Below are 20528 nucleotides of genomic sequence, written 5' to 3' on the forward strand. Positions count from 1 at the left end.
TTGGTTCAAATGAAGAAGCCATTATTCGACCACTTACAACAGGATAGTTATGCACTCCGAGAAGCAGCCCCAGAATGGAGAGAAACGATGGAACAACTCGTTTCCTGGTCCGGTCAGCAAGTTGTTGATTTGGGCTGTGGAGGAGGCATTTATACAAAAGCTCTCTCCCATATGAATGTAGAACACGTGCATGGTATTGATGCCTCTGAGACGATGTTACAAGGAGCAAGGGAATATGTGGGTGATGTGTCCAATGTAACATTCTTACAAGGGGAAACAGCTGCTATTCCTTTAGGAAATGAGCGGGTGGATACAGTGGTGGAGCGCGCTGTGATTCATCATCTTCAACGTGCTCAACTTCAAGAAAATTTACAAGAGCTCTATCGTGTCTTGAAGCCAGGAGGACAAGTAATTATTCAGGACAGAACATTGGATGATTGCTTTTTACCTCCTGACAAAGAACACCTCCGGGGTCACATTTTTTCCATGTTTCCTCGCCTGAAAAAGATGGAGAAAGTACGACGTCATTCTTCAAATCAAGTGATTCGTAGCTTGCATCAAGCAGGTTTTCATAAAATTAAAATCAAATCATTGCTCGAAACACGCCAGAAGTACCCATCCCGCGATAAGGTATATGAGGATATAATGAATCGAACGGGCCGAACAATTTTGCATGAATTAAATGATGATGAGCTTAGACAGCTCGCAACTACCATTTACCATCAATACAAAGCACATGAATCGATTCAGGAACAGGATCGCTGGACGATTTGGATTGCAGAAAAGCCAATAGACTTGTAAGTATAAAAGAGAGACTGTTGCTTGGAAGAGTATCAGTCTTTCATCATTTCTATGCTCTCCTGCGCTTTGCTGGAATGGTAAGTAGATTCTTTGACGTTCGGGGTACTGATTGGGTAGAGTATAAACAGACACTAGTTCGAGAGAGGAGTCATCGTCATGGAAATGATCCAAATCGATAAAGTTCAAGAAGCTCTTGATCATCTTGCTAATAAAGATGTGTATGTGCACTTAGAAACAACGAATGGCGCATATGCAAGTCATTTTAATTCAAACGCCTATAACGTAGGGGCATTCATTCGTAATGCTAAAGTTCGCTATAAGCATGCCAAAATAGTAGGTAGTGAAACGTTTCGCATCGGCTTGAAGATGGACCATGGTTGGGTTTATGCTGAAGGGCTTACCCAATGGGAAGTAGATGACAAAGGTCGCTTAATCATGGCAGGTCATGATGCCGAAGGCCGATTAATGGTAGCTCTTGAGATTAGCGAAACACCGTTTGAGAACTAAGAAATAAAGGAGAGAATAGGATCATGGATCAACATCAACACGTTGCAATCATACTTCCCCATCCAGACGACGAAGCATTTGGTTGTTCAGGTACGATTCTCCAATTTCGTGAAAAAAATATACCTGTCACCTACTTGTGCGGAACATTAGGTGAAATGGGACGTAATATGGGCAATCCGACGTTTGCGAACCGAGAGACGCTTTCGGAATTCAGAAAGAAAGAATTACAGGATGCCTGCGAAGCTTTAGACATTGACCTTCAGATGCTAGGTTATCGTGATAAAACGCTTGAATTCGAAGATCGAGATGAAGTAGCTTCTCACCTAAAAGGAATTCTTGATGATATACAACCTAGCCTTGTCATTACCTTCTATCCTGGACATGCTGTCCACCCTGATCACGACGCCATGGGCGCAGCGGCGATTGAAGCGGTGCGACGCTTTGATGAAGAAAACCGTCCAGAGGTATGGGCTAAGGCTATTTCTCATAACAGACGCGAGGTGTTAGGAGAACCGGACATTGTCAAAGATGTAGCGGACTATTTTGATGGTAAGATGAAAGCCATTGAAGCTCACCGTTCTCAAGCAGAAGGAATGATGAGTCAATTCCGCAAGAGCCCTGAATTACAAGAATTAAATTCAGAAGGCCAAAAGCTATTACGCTATGAAGAATTTTATAAATGGGACTTTACGAAATAAGCAGGATCCTACGGGGTTCTGCTTTTCTTTTTTACTATCTAGCGTACCATTATAAAAATGTTGGCTTGTGGATAACTAAGTAAATTATAGAGGCCACGTCCAGCTCCAGCGCCCAGCGACTAGCAAACTTCCTGCACTTCCTTACGATAAGTCAACATCGAATCGCTTGCGCTCTTCGTGTTTCCTTTATCTCATACGGAGGAAGTTCGATTAAACCCGCTGCATCACGCAGCAACATCGAACCAACCCACGTCCTGTGGGCAGCAGTTTGTACGTCGCAAACCGGGCGCTTGCGCTTTTGTTCCTAGATGAAAGGAATGGTTAGGTAACGACCATGAGAGGAATACTATAGATAAGAGATTTGAGATAAGGAGTTGAGTACATGGAAAGGTTAATTTTAGGCAAGACAACGAGTGAATGGATGAACGAATTCCCACTACTATCTTCTATAGCAGAAACGAAGGAAGTGTTTTGGATAAATCAAAAAGTAAAGAGATTTCCTGATGCAATTGAAGGAAAAAATCTGAGCTGGGAGGATGTAGAGGAAGCTGAAGCATTATTTCAACGTTTTGCACCGTTTATGGAAAAGGCCTTCCCTGATACAGCTGAAGCAAAAGGCGAGATTGAATCACCTCTTAAAGAGATACAAGATATGCAAGCTACCTTACAATCTGAATATGGTGAACGTATCCCAGGCCAACTGTGGCTCAAGTGTGACAATGAATTAGCTGTTGCTGGGTCGATCAAAGCTAGGGGAGGGTTCTTCGAGATACTCTCTTATGCAGAAAACCTAGCTTTGGAGCATAGTATGTTAACTAAAAATGATGATTACGGCAAACTGTATAGTGATACGTTTAAGCAATTCTTTTCTAACTATTCCATTGCGGTAGGATCGACGGGGAATTTAGGTTTAAGTATTGGGATAATGAGTGCGAAGCTTGGCTTCCAAGTTACCGTGCATATGTCTCAAGATGCAAAGCAATGGAAAAAGGATTTATTGCGTGATAAAGGTGCACAAGTGATGGAGCATGAATCAGACTTTAGTTTAGCGGTCGAGAAAGGAAGGGAAATGTGTCAGGAGCAACCGCATTGTTACTTTGTGGATGATGAAGATTCCAAACATTTATTTCTAGGTTACGCAGTAGCTGCTATTCGCTTGAAAAAGCAGCTCGATGAAAAGGGGATCGTTGTGGATGCAGATCACCCATTAATCGTGTATATCCCTTGTGGTGTTGGAGGTGGACCGAGCGGTGTAACCTATGGCCTAAAGCATATTTTCGGAGATCATGTGTATTGTTATTTTGCAGAACCAACGCATTCACCATCTGTGTTAATCGGATTAATGACCGGAAAGTTTCATCAAGTATCTGTACAAGATTTTGGTATTGACAATCAAACCGCAGCAGATGGCCTCGCAGTCGGACGACCTTCTCAATATGCGGTACAAATGGTCGAGCATCTTGTGAATGGCATTTATACAGTCGAAGACCATCAGTTATACAGAATGCTCTACCTGTTAAATCAGTCAGAACAGATGAAATTAGAGCCGTCTGCTTTAGCAGGGATGTATGGTCCTGTTCAATTAACGAAGGAACATCAAGGTCCTGCGAATCTAGAACATGCGACACATATTGTTTGGGCAACTGGGGGAAGTTTGGTCCCTGATGAGAATATGAGGTCTTATATTAAGAAAGGGAAAAACAACTAAACCTTGTAAGCTTCCTGTTTGCTCACATCTTTTTTAAATTGATGTATGATAAAAGTGAATCGTTCATCTTGTTCATACGTATATAAACTAATAGAAATAGGCCATGTGTCTCACGCATATACAATAGAAGAAGGAGCGATGATCAGATGCAGGAAGAGCGAAAGCGGATTTTAAAGATGTTGGAAGAGGGCATGATTACCTCCCAAGAAGCAGAAGAACTATTAGATTCGATCCAATATGCTGAGGATGTACAAGTGAATACTGGTGATGAAGAAGATGAGCATCAATCTCTCTCTACAAAAGTGAAGTGGGATGAGAAACAGGAACAGAAAAGCTATCAATCAGGTTCTACGAAAAAGCGTTTCATGGACTTTGTAGAAGAGACAATTAAAAAAGTGAAGAATGTGGATTTCGATTTAAATTTTGGCCAGTACTTCGAAGTATCTCACATTTTTCAAAACCAAGGCGTATCTTTTTCAAAAGTAGCTATGGATATTGCTAATGGTTCCATTGAGTTAAAACCGTGGCAAGAAGATGATGTGCGTATTGAGTGCAATGCCAAAGTGTATCAAGTAAACAATCAAGATGAAGCAAGAGAACGGTTTATGGACCAAAAGCAATACCATGTGGATGATGAGAGCTTGAGCTTCTCTATTAGCTCAAAGAAAATTAAAACAAATGTTATTCTCTATATTCCGGAGAAATCATATAAACATATGTCCTTGCGCCTATTCAATGGAAAAATACAGTCTCATGGCTTCCATATCGAAGACCTACAGGCAAAGACTGCAAATGGAAAAGTTGAATTTGAGAACATGAGCGGGTCATCTTGGGATATTGAAACCTCCAATGGTTCCATCACGTTAAAAGATGTGCGCTTGAACGAAGTTGAGGTAGAAAGCTTAAACGGCTCCATTACGTTAGATGGTGAGTTCGAAAAAGTAGATACGCAAGGTGTAAACGGTAGTATTAAGTGTAATTGGCATGGTCATCATGGACACAAAGGCTTTTTCAAGACAACAGCCGGTAGTATTACAGTAGCCCTTCCGCGAGAATTTGCTGTAGATGGCGAACTAAAAACGAGCATGGGAAGTATCAATTGCAATTTACCTAATTTTGAAATACAAGAGGAAAAGAGTGAAGTATTGAAGAAAGAACTACGCTTCCGTTCAAAAGGAGAACAAGCAAAACCTCTTCATTTAGAAGCTGAAGCCAAGACAGGGTCCATTACAATTAACTAATCAATCTAAGGAGGTCATCGTGTGTCGAAACGATTAACTAGATCAAAAGATAAAAGAATGCTAACAGGTGTTTTAGGTGGAGTTGCAGAATATTTTAATGCCGACGCTACGATTGTCCGACTCATTTTCGTTATACTAGCTATTATTACGACAGGATTTCCGTTGTCCTTACTTTATATTATTGCTGCTGTCATCATTCCAAATGAAGGAGATGTCGTGTCATGAAAAATTGGCTGTTGCACATTATCGTCAACGCAGTTGCTTTAATTGCCGTGGCGCAGCTATTTGATTCCTTTTATCTTGAGAGCTTTGTCACCGCAATTATCGCTAGTTTGATTTTGTCTGTATTAAATGTCATCGTCAAACCAATATTGGTAGTACTCACCTTACCTATCACGTTTATCACACTAGGACTATTCCTATTCGTCATCAACGCCATTACCCTCATGATTACCCAAGCTCTGCTCGGAAGCAGTTTTGTCATCGATGGTTTTGGTATCGCCATATTGGCAACGATTATCATTTCCTTACTATCGTTAATGATGAACCAGCTTGTGAAAGATTTGAAATAAGAGAGAGAAGGCAGGCCCGCGCCTGTCTTTTTGTGTGAGATGGGGGAAGAGAGCATAAATCCAATCGGAGAGAGCAAAACCGTAAAGGAAGAGAGCATAACCCCAACCGGAGAGAGCAAAAGAGTAGGGAAGAGAGCATAAATCCAATCAAAGAGAGCAAAAGAGAAAAGGAAGAGAGCGTAACCACAATTGGAGAGAGCAAAAGAGTAGGGAAGAGAGCATAAATCCAATCGAAGAGAGCAAAAGAGAAAAGGAAGAGAGCATACCCCCAACGGAGGGAGCAAAAAAGTAATGGAGAGAGCGTAACTCCAATACCTATGTATAAGAAAGAAAAACCCGCAGGCATTATACCACTCTATCCTCCAAAATCCCCCTAAATTCCACCAAATTCAAAACAACTTTACACAATTCATGTATTATATCTACAGATAATTGTAAAAAATGCTACAATAGGAGAAGTGAATAAGAGGATAAAGGCAGGGGGCATACATATGTCAAAAGTGCGTACACAGGATCTTTTGGATCGATTTGATTTAGAGATTGTAGCGGGGGAAGATGGTGTTCACCGCGAAATTTTCACAAGTGATATTTCTCGTCCTGGAATGGAGATGGCGGGTTATTTTAAATATTATCCTTCTGAGCGGTTGCAACTGCTCGGAAAAACAGAGCTTTCCTTTTTTCTTGAGTTAACTGATGCTGAGAAGAAGGATCGCGTTACAAAGTTATGTACGGATGTAACACCAGGAATTGTTATAACTAGAGCGATGGAGGTTCCCGATCTTCTTATCGAAGCGGCTAATGAAGCGGGCGTTCCGATTATGCGCTCTCCGTACAAGACAACGAGAGTCATTAGTCGTTTAACCAATTTTCTAGAGACGAAGTTCGCACCGTTTACGGCTATTCATGGTGTGCTAGTGGATATTTACGGTGTTGGTGTTTTGATTACAGGTCAAAGTGGTGTTGGTAAAAGTGAGACAGCTCTTGAATTAGTCAAAAGAGGACATCGTCTCGTAGCGGATGATAGTGTTGAAATTCGTCAGGAGGACTACGATACGTTAATCGGAAATTCCCCGCCGTTGATTGAGCACTTACTAGAAATTCGAGGACTAGGAATCATCAATGTGATGACGTTATTTGGTGCTGGTTCTGTCCGTAACTTCAAGCGTATTACCATGGTTATAAATCTTGAATTATGGGATGAAAAGAAGCAGTATGACCGCCTTGGTCTAGAAGAGGAAACAATGAAGATTATGGATGTTGAGATTCCTAAAGCAACGGTTCCAGTACGTCCGGGTCGAAATCTAGCCGTTATTATTGAAGTAGCTGCGATGAATTTCCGTCTGAAGCGCATGGGGGTTAATGCAGCTGAAGAATTCTCAGAACGTTTGACCAACATGATTGGTGAAAATAAAAACGATGTAGCAAAGGGAGGTTTCCAAGGTGACATGTAGTGCTGAACCTCTTAGTCGAATATTTTTACAGCTTGGTCCCCTTACCATCTATTGGTATGGTGTCATTATTGCTACTGGAGCCTTTTTAGGATTGTGGTTGGCGACGAGAGAATCCGAGCGTTTAGGCTTGAAAAAAGATACATTCGTGGATCTCGTTGTGTTTGCGATTCCAATTGCTATCCTAAGTGCGCGTATTTATTATGTAGCGTTTGAATGGGAACGGTATAAAAATGGTTCCTTTATCGATATGATTGCCATTTGGGAAGGCGGAATCGCCATTCATGGTGCCATCATCGGTGCTGTCCTTACTGCGCTTGTGTTTGCGCGTGTTCGAAAGGTTCCGTTCTGGAAGCTTGTTGATATTGCTGCGCCTAGTATTATTTTAGGTCAAGCAATCGGTCGCTGGGGGAACTTCATGAACCAGGAAGCACACGGTGGTCCGGTTACAGAAACATTTTATAATAATTTCATGCAGTACTTACCAAGTTTCATTACAAACCAAATGTGTATCGATGGTGTCATGTACCATCCAACCTTCTTATATGAGTCTGTATGGAATATTCTTGGATTTGCTTTCCTTCTACTACTTAGAAGATACAATCCAAGACGTGGCGAAGTGTTCTTAAGCTATGTGATTTGGTATTCATTCGGTCGTTACTTTATCGAAGGTATGCGTACAGATAGTTTATATATTATCGGTAATCTGCGTACAGCACAGGTCATTTCCATCGTACTTATCGCTTGGGCAGTAGGCATGATTATCTATCGTCGTTATAAAAATCGTGCCGATCGATATTATAACGGTAAGAAAGTAGAGTAAGGAGGGTTTCATTTGCCTGGTGTACTACAACGAGGATTAAAACAAGGTTTGAACGTAACATGGACACTTGGTAAAGTGATTTTTCCGATTACGCTACTTGTGACGATTCTACGAGCAACCCCAGTCCTTCAATGGTTGAGCGATTGGGTTGCTCCTCTTATGAAATGGATTGGCTTATCCGGTGAAGCGGCCATTCCGTTAGTATTAGGGAATTTTCTAAACTTATATGCGGGAATCGCTGCGATTGTATCGTTCGATTTCTCGGTAAAAGAAGTCTTTATTTTAGCTGTGATGATGTCGTTTTCTCACAATCTACTCATTGAGTCGACCGTTGCTTCCAAAGTGGGGGTGAAATGGTGGTTTGTTGCTGGCGTTCGCTTATCACTTGCGTTTGTGTCAGCCATTCTCATTAATGTGTTTTGGCAAGGTGGGTCAGAGATGGCTCAGTATGGCATGATTTCCCAAAATGAAGTGCCAGAAGGATGGCTCATGGTCGGATTGACGGGCTTGCAAACAGCCGTAGTTGCGGTGCTCCAGCTCGCTGCGATCGTGATTCCTCTCATGGTTGCCATGCAGTGGTTAAAAGAGAAAAATTGGATTGATACGTTCTCGCGTTGGATTGCACCATTCACCCGTTTCCTTGGGGTGGAGCGGAACGCATCAACAACCTTGGTCGCAGGGCTTGTGATTGGCTTAGCCTATGGAGCAGGATTAATGATTCAAGCTGTAAAAGAGGATGGCGTCTCGAAAAAGGATATGTATTTATCCCTTATTTTCCTCGTCTCCTGCCACGCAGTCGTTGAAGATACATTAATTTTTATTCCACTAGGCATCCCGGTTTGGCCACTGTTATTAATCCGACTCGTTACAGCCATACTACTAACAGCAGTCATCGGTTTTATATGGAATCGAATGAACACTACAAAAGGAAAGGAAGCAGCTTATGACCATTCGTACCCTTCTCTTTGATTTAGATGGAACATTAATCAATACGAACGAGCTCATTATTGCCTCGTTTTTGCATACGACAGAAACCTATGCTCCTGGTGAATATACTCGTGAGGATGTAATCAATTTCATAGGTCCTCCGTTAGAAGAAAGCCTGAAAACCATTAACCCAAATGAAGATGTCGAAACGATGATGACCACATACCGCACGCATAACCACGAGCATCACGATGAATTGGTTCATGCTTATGATGGTGTGCGGGAGTCATTAGCAAAGCTAAAGGAAGCAGGCTTTAAGCTTGGTATTGTAACGACGAAATTGCGTCAGACGGTAAACATGGGGCTAAAGCTTACCGAAATTGAGGATTATTTTGAAACGGTGGTTACATTGGATGATGTGGACCATGCTAAACCACATCCAGAACCGGTAGTTCGCGCTATGAAAGCATTAGATGCAAAACCTGAAGAAACGATTATGATCGGGGATAATACCCATGACATTGATGCTGGTAAAAATGCAGGCACGAAAACAGCAGGTGTTGCGTGGACAATTAAAGGAAAAAAAGTACTGGAAGACTTACATCCAGACTTCATGCTCGAGCACATGAGTGACATTCTTAAAATCGTGATGGAGTGATTCGATGAGAAAGACCGAGCGCTACAAAGTGAAGGAAGCCAATTCTCTCTGGCATATTTATAAAACAGTGCCTTTTTGGAAAGTTGTGCGTAACTTTATCGTCATTCAACTGGCACGCTATACACCGTTCCTTCCTATGAAAAACTGGTTGTATCGTACGTTTCTCCGCATGAAGGTAGGCGAACATACAGCCTTCGCGCTCATGGTTATGCTCGATATCATGTTTCCAGAAAAAATCTCGGTCGGTCGCAACACAGTCATCGGTTACAACACAACCATTCTTGCCCATGAATACTTAATAAAAGAGTATCGCTTGGGTGAGGTGAACATTGGCAGCGAAGTCATGATTGGAGCCAATACAACCATCTTACCTGGCATTACGATTGGGGACGGTGCCATTGTATCGGCAGGGACGCTTGTACACAAAGACGTTCCACCAGGCTGTTTTGTTGGTGGGAATCCAATGCAAGTTATTTATGATAAAGAAGAAATGGATCGCCGCACAAAGGAAGATGTATTTTTTACCGAGAACAGCTAATGAGAGGCTGTTCTTTTTTTGTGAGGTTGAAGCGAGCAAATCGCAACCCGAAGCGAGCATAAGTGAATGTGAAGCTAGTAAATACCAATCCAGAGCGACCATTAGGGTGAAGTGCGAATGATGAGGCTTTATAACACAATCATGAAAAAATCCCTCACACTTCCCGCCCATTCAGAGGTATGAATAAACTAAAAAAAGGGAAGGGTACTTGCAGCAACTTTGCAAGGTACGGAATGGGAAAGGAAGTGGCAATTATGTTTTCAACCGATCAGCGTAAGGATATTTATCATAGATTAACCGAAGAAAAGCTCGATGTACTTGTTATAGGTGGTGGCATCACTGGAGCTGGTGTTGCACTTGATGCTACGACGAGAGGGCTGTCGACATGTGTGGTAGAAATGCAAGATTTCGCAGCTGGGACGTCTAGCCGTTCTACCAAACTTGTGCATGGTGGCTTACGATACTTAAAACAATTTGAAGTGAAAATGGTAGCTGAAGTGGGGCGCGAACGGGCGATTGTTTATGAGAATGGTCCCCATGTGACGACTCCTGAATGGATGCTCCTCCCATTTTATAGAGGAGGGACATTTGGTCCGTTTTCCACTAGTCTAGGGTTACGAGTGTATGATTATTTAGCAGGTGTGAAAAAGAGTGAACGACGGACGATGCTATCACCAAAAGAGACACTTGAAAAGGAACCCCTACTGAATAAAGAAAAATTACGTGGTGGCGGCTATTACGTGGAATATCGTACCGATGATGCTCGTTTAACACTAGAAGTGATGAAAAAAGCAGTACAAAAGGGAGCAATTGCTCTGAACTACTCGAAGGTAATTCAATTTTTATATGAGGAAGAGAAGGTTATTGGGGCAGTTGTAGAGGATCAGCTTACGAAAGAACGATATAAAATCTTTGCTAACAAAGTTGTCAATGCAGGCGGCCCATGGGTAGATGAAGTTCGTGAAAAAGATGGGTCCAAACAAGGTAAAACGCTACATTTGACGAAAGGGATTCATCTTGTTTTTGACCATCAAACCTTCCCTTTGCAACAGGCTATTTATTTTGATGCTCAAGACGGGCGAATGATTTTCGCGATTCCTCGAGATGGAAAAACGTATGTAGGAACGACCGATACGGTGTATGAAGGTGACATAGCCCACCCAACAATGACGGTCGATGATCGAGACTATATTCTCCAGGCCATTGACTATATGTTTCCTACCTTATCGATTACAGCTCATGACGTGGAATCTAGTTGGGCTGGTTTGCGACCATTAATTCATGAGGAAGGGAAGGATCCATCCGAAATCTCGCGTAAGGATGAAATCTTCGTTTCGGATTCTGGCTTAATTTCCATAGCAGGTGGTAAGTTAACAGGCTATCGAAAAATGGCTGAGAATGTCATCGACTTAGTAACACAGCAATTGAGTGAAGAACAGCATACAACCTATCCTAGTACTCAAACAGAAGACTTGCCGATAGCAGGTGGAGAAGTTGATGGATCCAAAGGCTTTGAGACATTTCTCAATCGAAAAAAAGAAGCTGGAATTGCATTTGGTCTTTCAGAAGAACAATCACGCGGGCTCGTCCAACTATATGGATCCAATGTAGATGACGTATTTGATCATTATGTCTATTTTAAGCATACCAAATCTGAACATGGTTTGGATCCGCTAGTCCAATCTATGCTCGTTTATGGCATTGAGAAAGAGTTAGTCGCCAAGCCAGTCGATTTTTTCGTGAGAAGAACAGGTGCGTTATTTTTCGATATTCATTGGGTTCACCTTCACCAGAATAGTGTTATAGCTTATATGGCGGATCGTTTCCAATGGAGTCAGGAACAACTTGTAGCCAACACGAACGAACTGAATGTGTTATTAGAAGAAGCTGTTTCTCCAGATGTTTCCTAAAGAATGAAACGTACTTGCTGTTGAATCGTATAGGTAGGAAACGAGGGGAGACTGTGCTATGACTCAGATGGAGGAAGTTCTTAGACAAGATGGCAAGCGGCAGATACAATCAGCTTGTTTTACACTAGCGGTTGTATTGCTAATTATGGTTCTTCAATTGCTATTAGATACGGGCTTTTGGTATGGGATTCTTTTCGCGATTCCATTTGGATTGTTTGGCATCACTCTGTTGTCACGTGGTATGCGGGACATTCGTTTTGCGGGCTTAGCCGCTACAACGGATAACCAAGTAGACTATCAAGTTGTATCCAAGCGTATGTATTTAGGGATAGCAATGGGGTGGGATGACCCAGCTAGATTATATGATATGGACGGACAAATTCATTCAGAAATAGTAGAGAAAAAATCATTTGTCTGGAAGTGCGTGCTTGTACTAGCTGCTGTATTTTCTTCCTTACCAATCGCTCCGAGAAGTTATATTTTCTATAATCAATCAAAAGAACCTACCTATTTGCTTGAGAAAAAAGGAGGCTTGCGATCACGCTTTTTTATCCGTGACCTCCAAGGAAACTATTTGTATTATGCAGAACAACAGAAACAAACGAGTCACGATAGAATCATCCACTTTTATGAAAAAGATAACGTGCGATGGACGGCTGAAAGTGATCGCTATTTAGAGGTATTAACCATCAAAGACTCAGAGGGCATGGAAGTGATGACTCTGAAGAAGGACGCAATCCCTGTCGAAGCAGCAGACCGATTTGGCTCTATGTCAGGACTGCTTATAGAAAAAAGAGATCATGAACCCCTTCCTGATGATTTGCACCTATTCTTATATGTAATAAACATAAAACTAACAGCTTTGTAAGTCTGTCCATAATGGGCAGGCTTTTTTTGTGGTGACTGGAGCGACTTTCCTGGGTTTCGGAGCGACCACCCAAAATGAGACGAGGGACCTGTCCCTCCGTCCCATTATTTTTATTGAACTTTACGTTAACGTTAATGGTAAGATAAAGATACAGAAAGTTTTGACTGAAAAAGAGGGATAATTGATGGAGGAGACGTATACAATCACACAGTTGGCTCAAGAGTTTAACATCACTTCTAGGACGATTCGATATTATGAGGAGCTTGGATTGATTTCTCCTGCTCGTTCAGAAAATGGTCGAAGGGTATTTACGAAAAAGGAAAAAACGTTGTTGTTCCTCATTTTTCGAGGGAAAAAATATGGTTTTCAGTTAGAGGAAATCAAGGACATGCTGCATTTGTTTGATCATGATCCTTCAGGTAGAAAACAGCTGGAAAGAACCATTGAATATGGGGAGAAGAAAATTATGGAGGTGACGGATAGGATTGTTGAGTTAACCGAGATGAGAGATGAGATGGTCCGTGTGACAGGTGAGTTTCGGGTGAAATTAACGGAATTAGAGGGGGAAAAGGAATGAATATTTCTGAAGTGTTAGCAATGCAAGCTAGAAGACATCCGATGCATGAGGCGATTGTTTCCAATGCGGAGAGATTGACCTATGAGGAGTGGGATGAAACCGTTAATCGCTTGGCATCGGGACTAGCAGCATATGGGATTGATCAAGGCGATAAAGTAGTCCTTCACATGCCAAATGTAAAGGAATTTTTGTTCACTTATTTTGCCGTCCAGCGGTTAGGAGCTCTTATTGTACCGATTAACGCAAAGCTTGCACAGGATGAAATTGAGTACATCATTGACCATAGTGACGCGAAGGCTTTTATAACACATGAACTGTTATTTAATCAGGTGTCTGGTATCGAAGGAACTAACGTAATTTGTATAAAAACGGGTGCAGCGTTAAAAGGTTGGTATGCGTTTCAAGATGTATTGAATCAAGGCAGTGAACAAGCTATCATTTCACCATTACATGAGGATGATGAAGCGGCTATCTTGTACACTTCAGGTACGACAGGTCGACCAAAAGGAGTCGTATTCACCAACCGGAACATTTTAACTGTGGCTACCATGATTTGCATTGAAATGACGATGAATAAAAATAGCCGTGTGTTGCATATGATGCCACTTAGCCATTCAGCCCCCCTTCATTTATTCATGGTATCTGCAACATACGTCGGCGCCACACACGTCTTGGCTCCAACATTTACACCTGATTTATTATTAGATCTCGTTTCTACCGAAAAAACCACTCATTTCTTTGGAGCACCTGTTGCATATTTAATGACTGCAAAGCATCCTTCCATACAAGAATATGACCTAAGTTCGATGGAATATTGGGTATATGGAGGAGCACCATTAGGTACAAAAGAGGTGGAATTCGTTAAACAACAATTTAAAACGGACCGACTTACATGCGTGTATGGTCTGACAGAAGCCGGCCCAAATGGTACACTGCTGCTTCCTGAAGAGCACGATTCGAAAGCAGGAAGTATAGGCCAGCGTCCAGCATTGAACTGTGAAGTGGCGATTGTAGATGAAAATGGTGACTATGTTCCGTATGGTCAAGTAGGGGAAATTGTTTTACGTGGCGAAGGGAATATGAAAGGATATTATAAGGATGAAGAAAAAACCTTAGCCACATTCAAAGATGGTTGGCTTTATACAGGTGATATGGGTAAACGCGATGAAGATGGGTTTATTTGGGTCATTGATCGTAAAAAAGACGTTATTATCGCAGGTGGGGTGAATATCTTTCCAAAAGAAATTGAAGAAGTGTTAAGTACGCATCCTGCTATTGCAGAAGTTGCAGTGATTGGTGTGCCTCATCCGGACTGGGGGGAAACTGTGAAGGCATTTGTTGTAGTAGAGGATGACCATCAGTTTGCTTCACTGGAACAAGATTGTAAACGTTTCCTTGAAGAGAAAGTAGCAAATTTCAAAATACCCAGAATTTACCATAAATTGGATGCTTTACCCCGGAATGCAACGGGAAAATTATTGAAACAGCAACTGAGACAAACTCAACAGAGTCCAGAAGGAGAGATACGATGAATTTTTTTAGAGAAGATCCCAATTTGAGTTTTATACTTGATCAATATTTAGATGAAGAGTTTCTAGAGTGGGCTAAGAAAGAATTGGATGAATACGGTGAACTCTGTGCCAATGAGATTGATGAGCGAGCTGTTCATACTGATCGTGACGGGCAACCTCAATTAATCAAGTACGATAAGATGGGCAATGATATTTCAGAGGTTTGGGTGAATGAGGGCTACAAACAAACGGTATCTGAAACGTACAATCGCGGAATTGTTGGTTATGTGCATAAAGATATTCCTGATTTAAATCGAAAAGGTAACTATCTGTATTCCTATGCTCAAGGGTATCTTCTCTCTCAGGCAGAACCTGGCTTCTATTGTCCTGTAACACTAACGATGGCGACAGCATACTTACTAGATCACTATGGAAGTGAAGAATTAAAAGCGGCTTATTTGCCACATGTTCTTTCTACTGGAGAGGTAGAGTTATACGAAGGAGCTACTTTTCTAACAGAGCGCCAAGGCGGATCTGATGTAGGTGCGAATGAAACGACCGCTGTTCAGGATGGTGATCACTACAAGCTTTATGGTGAAAAATATTTTGCTAGTAATGCAGGCATGTGTGGTGTCGCGATGGTGTTGGCTCGTACAGAAGATGCTCCAGAAGGGACGAAAGGACTTAGTCTATTTCTAGTGCCTTGGCGGAATGAAGATGATAGCCTGAATGGCATTCAGATTCGTAGATTAAAAGATAAACTTGGCGTGCGTGCTGTCCCATCTGCTGAAGTGGTTTTTGACGGGGCAGAAGCGTATATGGTTGGGGAACCGCAAAAAGGGATTCATTATATGATGGAAGCGCTGAACTTATCGAGAGTATGTAATGCAGTTGCTTCTATCGGAATCATGCAACGTGCTTATCTAGAAGCTCGGGATTATGCTTATGAGCGTTCTGCATTTCGCAATCAGCTAAAAGATTTTCCAATGATTCAAGATACTTTAGCCACACTTAAAGCCAAGCAAGAAGTAGACACAAGCAGTGTATTTCAATTGATTTCTTTATTTGATTATGTCATGAATGAACCAGAGAACACATCTGAAAAAGATCAGGCCCTCAATCGGTTGTTAATTGCATTATTGAAAAAAGAAACAGCAGAGCAGGCGATTCACTTTTCTCATGAGTCCATCGAGATGCATGGAGGAAATGGTTATATAGAAGACTTTGTGACGCCTCGCTTGTTACGCGATGCTCAGGTGTTAACCGTGTGGGAAGGCACAGCGAATATATTGGGACTTGAAGTCTTACGTCTGATGAAGAAGTACCACATCGATAAAATGTTTATTGATGAAATAAAAGGTAGGATTGATCAACTACCAGTTTCCCTTTCAGAAGAATATGGCCTGATTTATGGCGAACTCGATGCATTAAAAAAACAAGCCGCCCGCATAGCTGTTATGGAGGACGAAGAACAAACCTACTATGCGAAATTCATAGCTGAAAAAATGACCAAAATATTCGAAAGTGTTGTGGCATTGGAAGATGCTGTGATTGGTGGCGAACGAAAACTTGCCATTGCCAAAGTATTCATGCAACACACATGGAAAAAAGACCAACCAGATTGGGATCAACAATCTCTTGCATATTACGATATGATCGTGGAGCAGAAAACAACAAGCAATGTGTAAAATGCAATAATCTAAAGCAAAAGGTACGATTCCTGTCGAGGGGATCGTACCTTTTGCTATGTTAAGAAATCTTTCTTCAACAAAAGAGGCATAATCTTGAAGACTTGAAATTGAGATAAATTTGGTGATCGCACAGAAAGAGCGATGTACCCGTGGATTTAGTTAGAATAAAGGTGGCCGTGGAACAACTCGCGTCCTGCCGGCGAGCTGGTAAGCCTCCTCGAGCCCAAAAACCGGGGCTCTGTGGGGTCTTGCCTACCTCTTTCTCCGGCGGGAGTCTCCTTGTTCCACGGCCACCTTTGCTAGTATTGGGAGTAACGGAAACATTGCGAAGTTAGAGGGGTTGAGGTATTTGAATATCTTCTGACGGTCTACACCCTAGTAAGTTAACAATTGGTTGATAACAAAAAATTCTGTGGCAAAGAAAGCTAATGGACATTTAGTTCGCTGTTTGTAAAAAATAAAGTTTTATTTGTCCGTAAGCTCTACCCAAAGAGGGTTTTCACAAAAAATAAGGGCTTATATGTCCTTTCGGGAGACATACAACATTTGGCTGCGGGTCCGATAGCCATTACCCGGCTGGGGGTGAAGGGGGACTACGAGACTCCCACGGGAGAAAGAGGTTGGTGAGACCCCCGGAGGGAGCAAAGCGACTGAGAAGGCTCACCAGCTCGCCTGCAGGAAAGCGAGTTGTTTCACCGTAACCCCCCTTCCACTTTTCAAGTATCGGACCCATCACCTTTTGAATATATCTCGAATCCAGGTCTTCAAGATAATGGGGCGATTATGGCATAGTAAATACGAAATACATCTCAGACAAGGGGAAGTTCCTCTTTATTGTTTTTATGTTCATACATCCATTGGTCAGCTTCCATATACATGTTTTCCATCTCAGCTCTTGAATTGGAACGATAGGCATATCCCAATGACAAATAGATAGGGAACTTGGTTGTTTCGTTGAAGTGTTTCAGTTGGTCAATGAGCTTATTGACTAATAGCTTAACTTCAGCTTCTGATGTATTCGTGAGAAGCAAGGCAAATTCATCTCCCCCTACTCTACAGACAGTGATGTCAGATTGGGATAGGGAGGACAGAAGCGTAGCTGTATTTTGAATTAATTCATCCCCTTGTTTGTGTCCAAATGTATCATTGATTTTTTTAAGATTATCCAAATCACATAAAACCATTGCTACGGAGTCATCCGTTTGATCGTATTTCTTCATATAATTTTCAAAAAAATCACGATTGTAGATGCCTGTGAGGCGGTCGTGTGATATTTGGTATTCTAATCGTTCCATTAGCTCTACTTTATCACTAATATTCCGGATAACCCCTTGCAGGGCAACGAGTTTTTCATTTCTATAAATTGGCGTAGCGTGTTCTTCAAACCAAATATAGTTGCCATTATTATGCTTCCAGCGTTGAATAATGGGCTGGTTAAAATCAATCTGGCCATTAATTTTTCGTTCTAGGGTGTTATAATCCTCTGGGTGAATGCGATCGAATATGGCGAAAGGGTTCTCGAATGTTTCTTCAAGTACTTGTTCTCCAAGTGCAGTGTCTATCGAAGGACTAAGGTATCGATACCTTGGGATTGGTTCAATCTCAACATAATAGATAATATCCTTCGCATGTTCTAGTAGAGGATAAATGCGATACTCATCATCCTGTTGAACCCTATCATTTCTTCTATTTTTTATAAGCTGGACAGTTTTTAGCGTTAAAACTCCTAACACAACTCCAATGCTTATCCAAACTACCTTCACCCATCTCACCTTCTATAAAAAGTTATTCTATGTGTCATGATTCCATAAGAAAAAGGCAAACCGAAAAAAGGCCTGCCCTGCTTCCTTCTTATTCGGCAGCTCGACCACCATTGGTAGGTACCTTTAGGCTCGTAGCTTTGCGTCCTTATTTTTCAATAAGTTTGCCTTTATCAAATTATTGTCTTATACCATTATATAAGTACTAGTTCAAAAATACCAAGTCATTCGACAAAAATAGTGGATATTTTATCATGTTTTTATCTCATTATTATCCATTTAAAGTGTATCTCTTAAAAATGGATTGCGTTTTTCTGAAGCGATATAGGGAAACATATAAAAAGGAAAAACAGTGGAAACATGTTAGAGTTTACCTAAGAGAATCATGCGTTGACGGATTATCTTTACTTTGGTAGCATATTAGCAAGTTAAAGGATTGAGAATTGTTTATACTATTTATCCTAATCAAGAGAGGTGCAAATGACTGTGGCAAATCGTCTTATGTTTGAAAAACCCTTAGGAATGAGGGATACGTTGCCCTTTTTCTATAATCAAAAACGAAAAGCAAGGCAAGCATTATCGCAAACCATTGAGTCATGGGGGTATCAGTTCCTTGATACACCGATGCTTGAATATTTAGATACAGTTGGAGAAGCTAGTGCGATTGATGAAACCCAGCTCTTTAAGCTATTGGACCAACAAGGGCACACCTTGGTTCTGCGTCCAGATTTGACTGCTCCTATTGCACGAGTGGCTGCTTCTCAGCTTAAGGAACAAGGCTATCCCGTGCGTTTGAGCTATGATGGACCTGTGTTTCGTGCCCAGCAAATCGAAGGAGGCAAACCAGCACAGTTTGAACAAGTAGGCGTGGAATACATAGGGGAAAACTCGATCTATGCAGATGCAGAGGTTATTGCGCTACAGGTAGAATCTCTTAAAGCATCTGGTTTAGAACAGTTTCAACTCACAGTAGGTCATATTGGTTATGTGAAAGGTTTATTAACAGAGATTTTCGGTGAGGACCACGATACAGCTGAAATGTTCTTACGTTATCTTTTTCGTAAAAACTATGTTGGGTTCCGAAAAGCCCTTCAAGAAGTTGAGCTTTCAGATCGTGATAAAAAACGTCTTACCCAGCTTTTATCTTTACGTGGGGAAGAAGATGTACTTTCGCAGGCTGAAGATATTACGACAAATGGGGCTTGTCATCAAGCGATTGGCGAATTAAAGCAACTACGCGATTTATTAGAAATATATGGCGTGAGTCACTATGTTTCCTTTGATTTGAATCTTATTAGCCACATGAATTACTATACAGGTATTTTATTCGAAGGCTATGCACCTCATTTAGGTTCTTTATTGTGTAATGGCGGTCGTTACGATCAATTATTGCCTTCCTTCCAATCGAATGCTTCTGCAACAGGCTTCGCTATTAGACTAGATCGCTTAGTGGAAGCACTATCTCAGGAGGAAGACACGGATGAGCACGTATTAGTGCTTTATAATCGCGATACGTTTCAACAAGGATTACAAAAAGCACAATCCGCAAGAGCGAAGGGGCAACATGTGGTCCTACAGCATAAGGAACAACTAGAAGAGAGCTCGCAAATGGAAGCACGTTATACGTGGGTGTACGATGTAACCACAGGAGGTGGCGAATAATGAGCGATTGGCTAACGATTGCGATGCCAAAAGGACGCATCTTTGAAGAGGCCGCTGAATTGTTAAAAAAGATTGGCTATGACTTTACAGATGTGGAAGAATCAAGAAAACTTATTTTAGAGTTCCCTGAATACAAAGTACGACTGATGCTGGCGAAGCCTATGGACGTCGTGACGTATGTTGAATACGGTGCAGCCGATTGCGGTATTGCCGGGAAAGACGTTTTATTAGAACAAGATCGTGATGTGTATGAAGTCTTAGACTTACAAATTAGTCCTTGTTATTTAGCCGTAGCCGGGGTACCAGATAAACCATTAAGTAAGATTGCACCTAAAATTGGGACAAAATATCCTCGAGTGGCTTCAGAATATTTCCGAGAGCAAGGAGAGCAAATTGAAATCATTCCTCTGAATGGATCGATTGAATTAGCTCCTTTAATTGGGTTAACGGACCGAATCGTTGATATTGTATCGTCTGGTCGTACTCTAAAAGAGAATGGTCTCGTAGAGTATGAGAAAATTGCTGATATCACCTCTCGTTTTATTGTAAACCCAGTTAGTTATCGCATTAAGAGTTCATCGCTTGACCCTATTATTGAAAAATTAAGTGAACAAATCGCTGGATAAGG

Annotated in this window: 20 protein-coding genes and 1 riboswitch; of the genes, 19 read left to right on the plus strand and 1 reads right to left on the minus strand. The window is 41.6% G+C overall.

Annotated features, from left to right (window positions below; all coding sequences use genetic code 11):
- Window positions 1–9 precede the first annotated feature (9 nt).
- The 17 genes from GLW08_RS11880 to GLW08_RS11960 all read left to right on the plus strand — a co-directional run bounded on the left by GLW08_RS11880 (window position 10) and on the right by GLW08_RS11960 (window position 16475).
- Complete coding sequence (locus tag GLW08_RS11880) at window positions 10–801, plus strand: class I SAM-dependent methyltransferase (RefSeq protein ID WP_160848858.1); 792 nt, start codon at window positions 10–12, stop codon at window positions 799–801.
- Between the two features lie 156 nt (window positions 802–957).
- Window positions 958–1308 carry a YojF family protein gene (locus tag GLW08_RS11885; protein WP_160848859.1) on the plus strand — a complete coding sequence of 117 codons (351 nt, stop codon included), beginning with the start codon at window positions 958–960 and terminating at the stop codon, window positions 1306–1308.
- A gap of 23 nt (window positions 1309–1331) precedes the next feature.
- Window positions 1332–2006: a bacillithiol biosynthesis deacetylase BshB2 gene (gene bshB2, locus GLW08_RS11890; RefSeq protein WP_160848860.1), complete on the plus strand. Its 675-nt coding sequence runs from the start codon at window positions 1332–1334 to the stop codon at window positions 2004–2006.
- 382 nt (window positions 2007–2388) lie between these two features.
- Complete coding sequence (locus tag GLW08_RS11895) at window positions 2389–3714, plus strand: D-serine ammonia-lyase (protein WP_160848861.1); 1326 nt, start codon at window positions 2389–2391, stop codon at window positions 3712–3714.
- A 146-nt stretch (window positions 3715–3860) separates the two neighbouring features.
- Window positions 3861–4955, plus strand: coding sequence for a DUF4097 family beta strand repeat-containing protein (locus GLW08_RS11900; protein ID WP_160848862.1), 1095 nt, complete (start codon window positions 3861–3863; stop codon window positions 4953–4955).
- A 21-nt stretch (window positions 4956–4976) separates the two neighbouring features.
- Window positions 4977–5180, plus strand: a complete 204-nt coding sequence (locus GLW08_RS11905) for a PspC domain-containing protein (RefSeq protein WP_036817419.1) — start codon at window positions 4977–4979, stop codon at window positions 5178–5180.
- Entirely contained in the window at window positions 5177–5527 is a 351-nt protein-coding gene (locus GLW08_RS11910; RefSeq protein ID WP_160848863.1) for a phage holin family protein, read from the plus strand. The genes GLW08_RS11905 and GLW08_RS11910 overlap by 4 nt, the downstream gene beginning before the upstream one ends.
- 491 nt (window positions 5528–6018) lie before the next feature.
- On the plus strand, window positions 6019–6978 hold the full coding sequence (gene hprK / locus GLW08_RS11915) for an HPr(Ser) kinase/phosphatase (RefSeq protein WP_160848864.1): 960 nt from the start codon (window positions 6019–6021) through the stop codon (window positions 6976–6978).
- Window positions 6968–7798, plus strand: coding sequence for a prolipoprotein diacylglyceryl transferase (lgt, locus tag GLW08_RS11920; RefSeq protein WP_160848865.1), 831 nt, complete (start codon window positions 6968–6970; stop codon window positions 7796–7798). Before hprK ends, lgt begins: the two co-directional genes overlap by 11 nt.
- Before the next feature lie 12 nt (window positions 7799–7810).
- Entirely contained in the window at window positions 7811–8767 is a 957-nt protein-coding gene (locus tag GLW08_RS11925) for a nucleoside recognition domain-containing protein (protein WP_160848866.1), read from the plus strand.
- Window positions 8742–9383 (plus strand): pyrophosphatase PpaX, encoded by a 642-nt coding sequence (gene ppaX / locus GLW08_RS11930; protein WP_160848867.1) that lies wholly within the window; start codon window positions 8742–8744, stop codon window positions 9381–9383. Before GLW08_RS11925 ends, ppaX begins: the two co-directional genes overlap by 26 nt.
- 4 nt (window positions 9384–9387) lie before the next feature.
- Window positions 9388–9921, plus strand: a complete 534-nt coding sequence (locus tag GLW08_RS11935) for an acyltransferase (protein WP_160848868.1) — start codon at window positions 9388–9390, stop codon at window positions 9919–9921.
- A gap of 254 nt (window positions 9922–10175) precedes the next feature.
- The gene (locus tag GLW08_RS11940) at window positions 10176–11831 is read left to right on the plus strand and encodes a glycerol-3-phosphate dehydrogenase/oxidase (protein ID WP_202410166.1); all 1656 of its coding nucleotides are present in this window, start codon (window positions 10176–10178) and stop codon (window positions 11829–11831) included.
- Between the two features lie 58 nt (window positions 11832–11889).
- Window positions 11890–12699 carry a hypothetical protein gene (locus GLW08_RS11945; protein WP_160848869.1) on the plus strand — a complete coding sequence of 270 codons (810 nt, stop codon included), beginning with the start codon at window positions 11890–11892 and terminating at the stop codon, window positions 12697–12699.
- A 184-nt stretch (window positions 12700–12883) separates the two neighbouring features.
- A complete protein-coding gene (locus tag GLW08_RS11950; protein ID WP_160848870.1) occupies window positions 12884–13276 on the plus strand; it encodes a MerR family transcriptional regulator in 393 nt (130 codons plus the stop codon).
- The gene (locus GLW08_RS11955; RefSeq protein WP_160848871.1) at window positions 13273–14808 is read left to right on the plus strand and encodes a class I adenylate-forming enzyme family protein; all 1536 of its coding nucleotides are present in this window, start codon (window positions 13273–13275) and stop codon (window positions 14806–14808) included. The genes GLW08_RS11950 and GLW08_RS11955 overlap by 4 nt, the downstream gene beginning before the upstream one ends.
- Window positions 14805–16475: an acyl-CoA dehydrogenase family protein gene (locus GLW08_RS11960; RefSeq protein ID WP_160848872.1), complete on the plus strand. Its 1671-nt coding sequence runs from the start codon at window positions 14805–14807 to the stop codon at window positions 16473–16475. Before GLW08_RS11955 ends, GLW08_RS11960 begins: the two co-directional genes overlap by 4 nt.
- 812 nt (window positions 16476–17287) lie before the next feature.
- Here the strand turns inward: GLW08_RS11960 and GLW08_RS22260 are convergent.
- Window positions 17288–18241, minus strand: a complete 954-nt coding sequence (locus GLW08_RS22260) for a diguanylate cyclase domain-containing protein (protein WP_160848873.1) — start codon at window positions 18239–18241, stop codon at window positions 17288–17290.
- 91 nt (window positions 18242–18332) lie between these two features.
- Window positions 18333–18417, minus strand: a riboswitch (cyclic di-GMP riboswitch).
- Between the two features lie 301 nt (window positions 18418–18718).
- On the opposite strand from GLW08_RS22260, the gene GLW08_RS11970 reads away from it, so the two are divergent.
- Both GLW08_RS11970 and hisG read left to right on the plus strand, forming a co-directional pair.
- Entirely contained in the window at window positions 18719–19900 is a 1182-nt protein-coding gene (locus GLW08_RS11970) for an ATP phosphoribosyltransferase regulatory subunit (RefSeq protein WP_160848874.1), read from the plus strand.
- Window positions 19900–20526, plus strand: a complete 627-nt coding sequence (gene hisG / locus GLW08_RS11975) for an ATP phosphoribosyltransferase (RefSeq protein WP_160848875.1) — start codon at window positions 19900–19902, stop codon at window positions 20524–20526. Before GLW08_RS11970 ends, hisG begins: the two co-directional genes overlap by 1 nt.
- Window positions 20527–20528: the final 2 nt, after the last annotated feature.

Source organism: Pontibacillus yanchengensis, assembly GCF_009856295.1.
GTDB classification, from domain to species: domain Bacteria; phylum Bacillota; class Bacilli; order Bacillales; family BH030062; genus Pontibacillus; species Pontibacillus yanchengensis_A.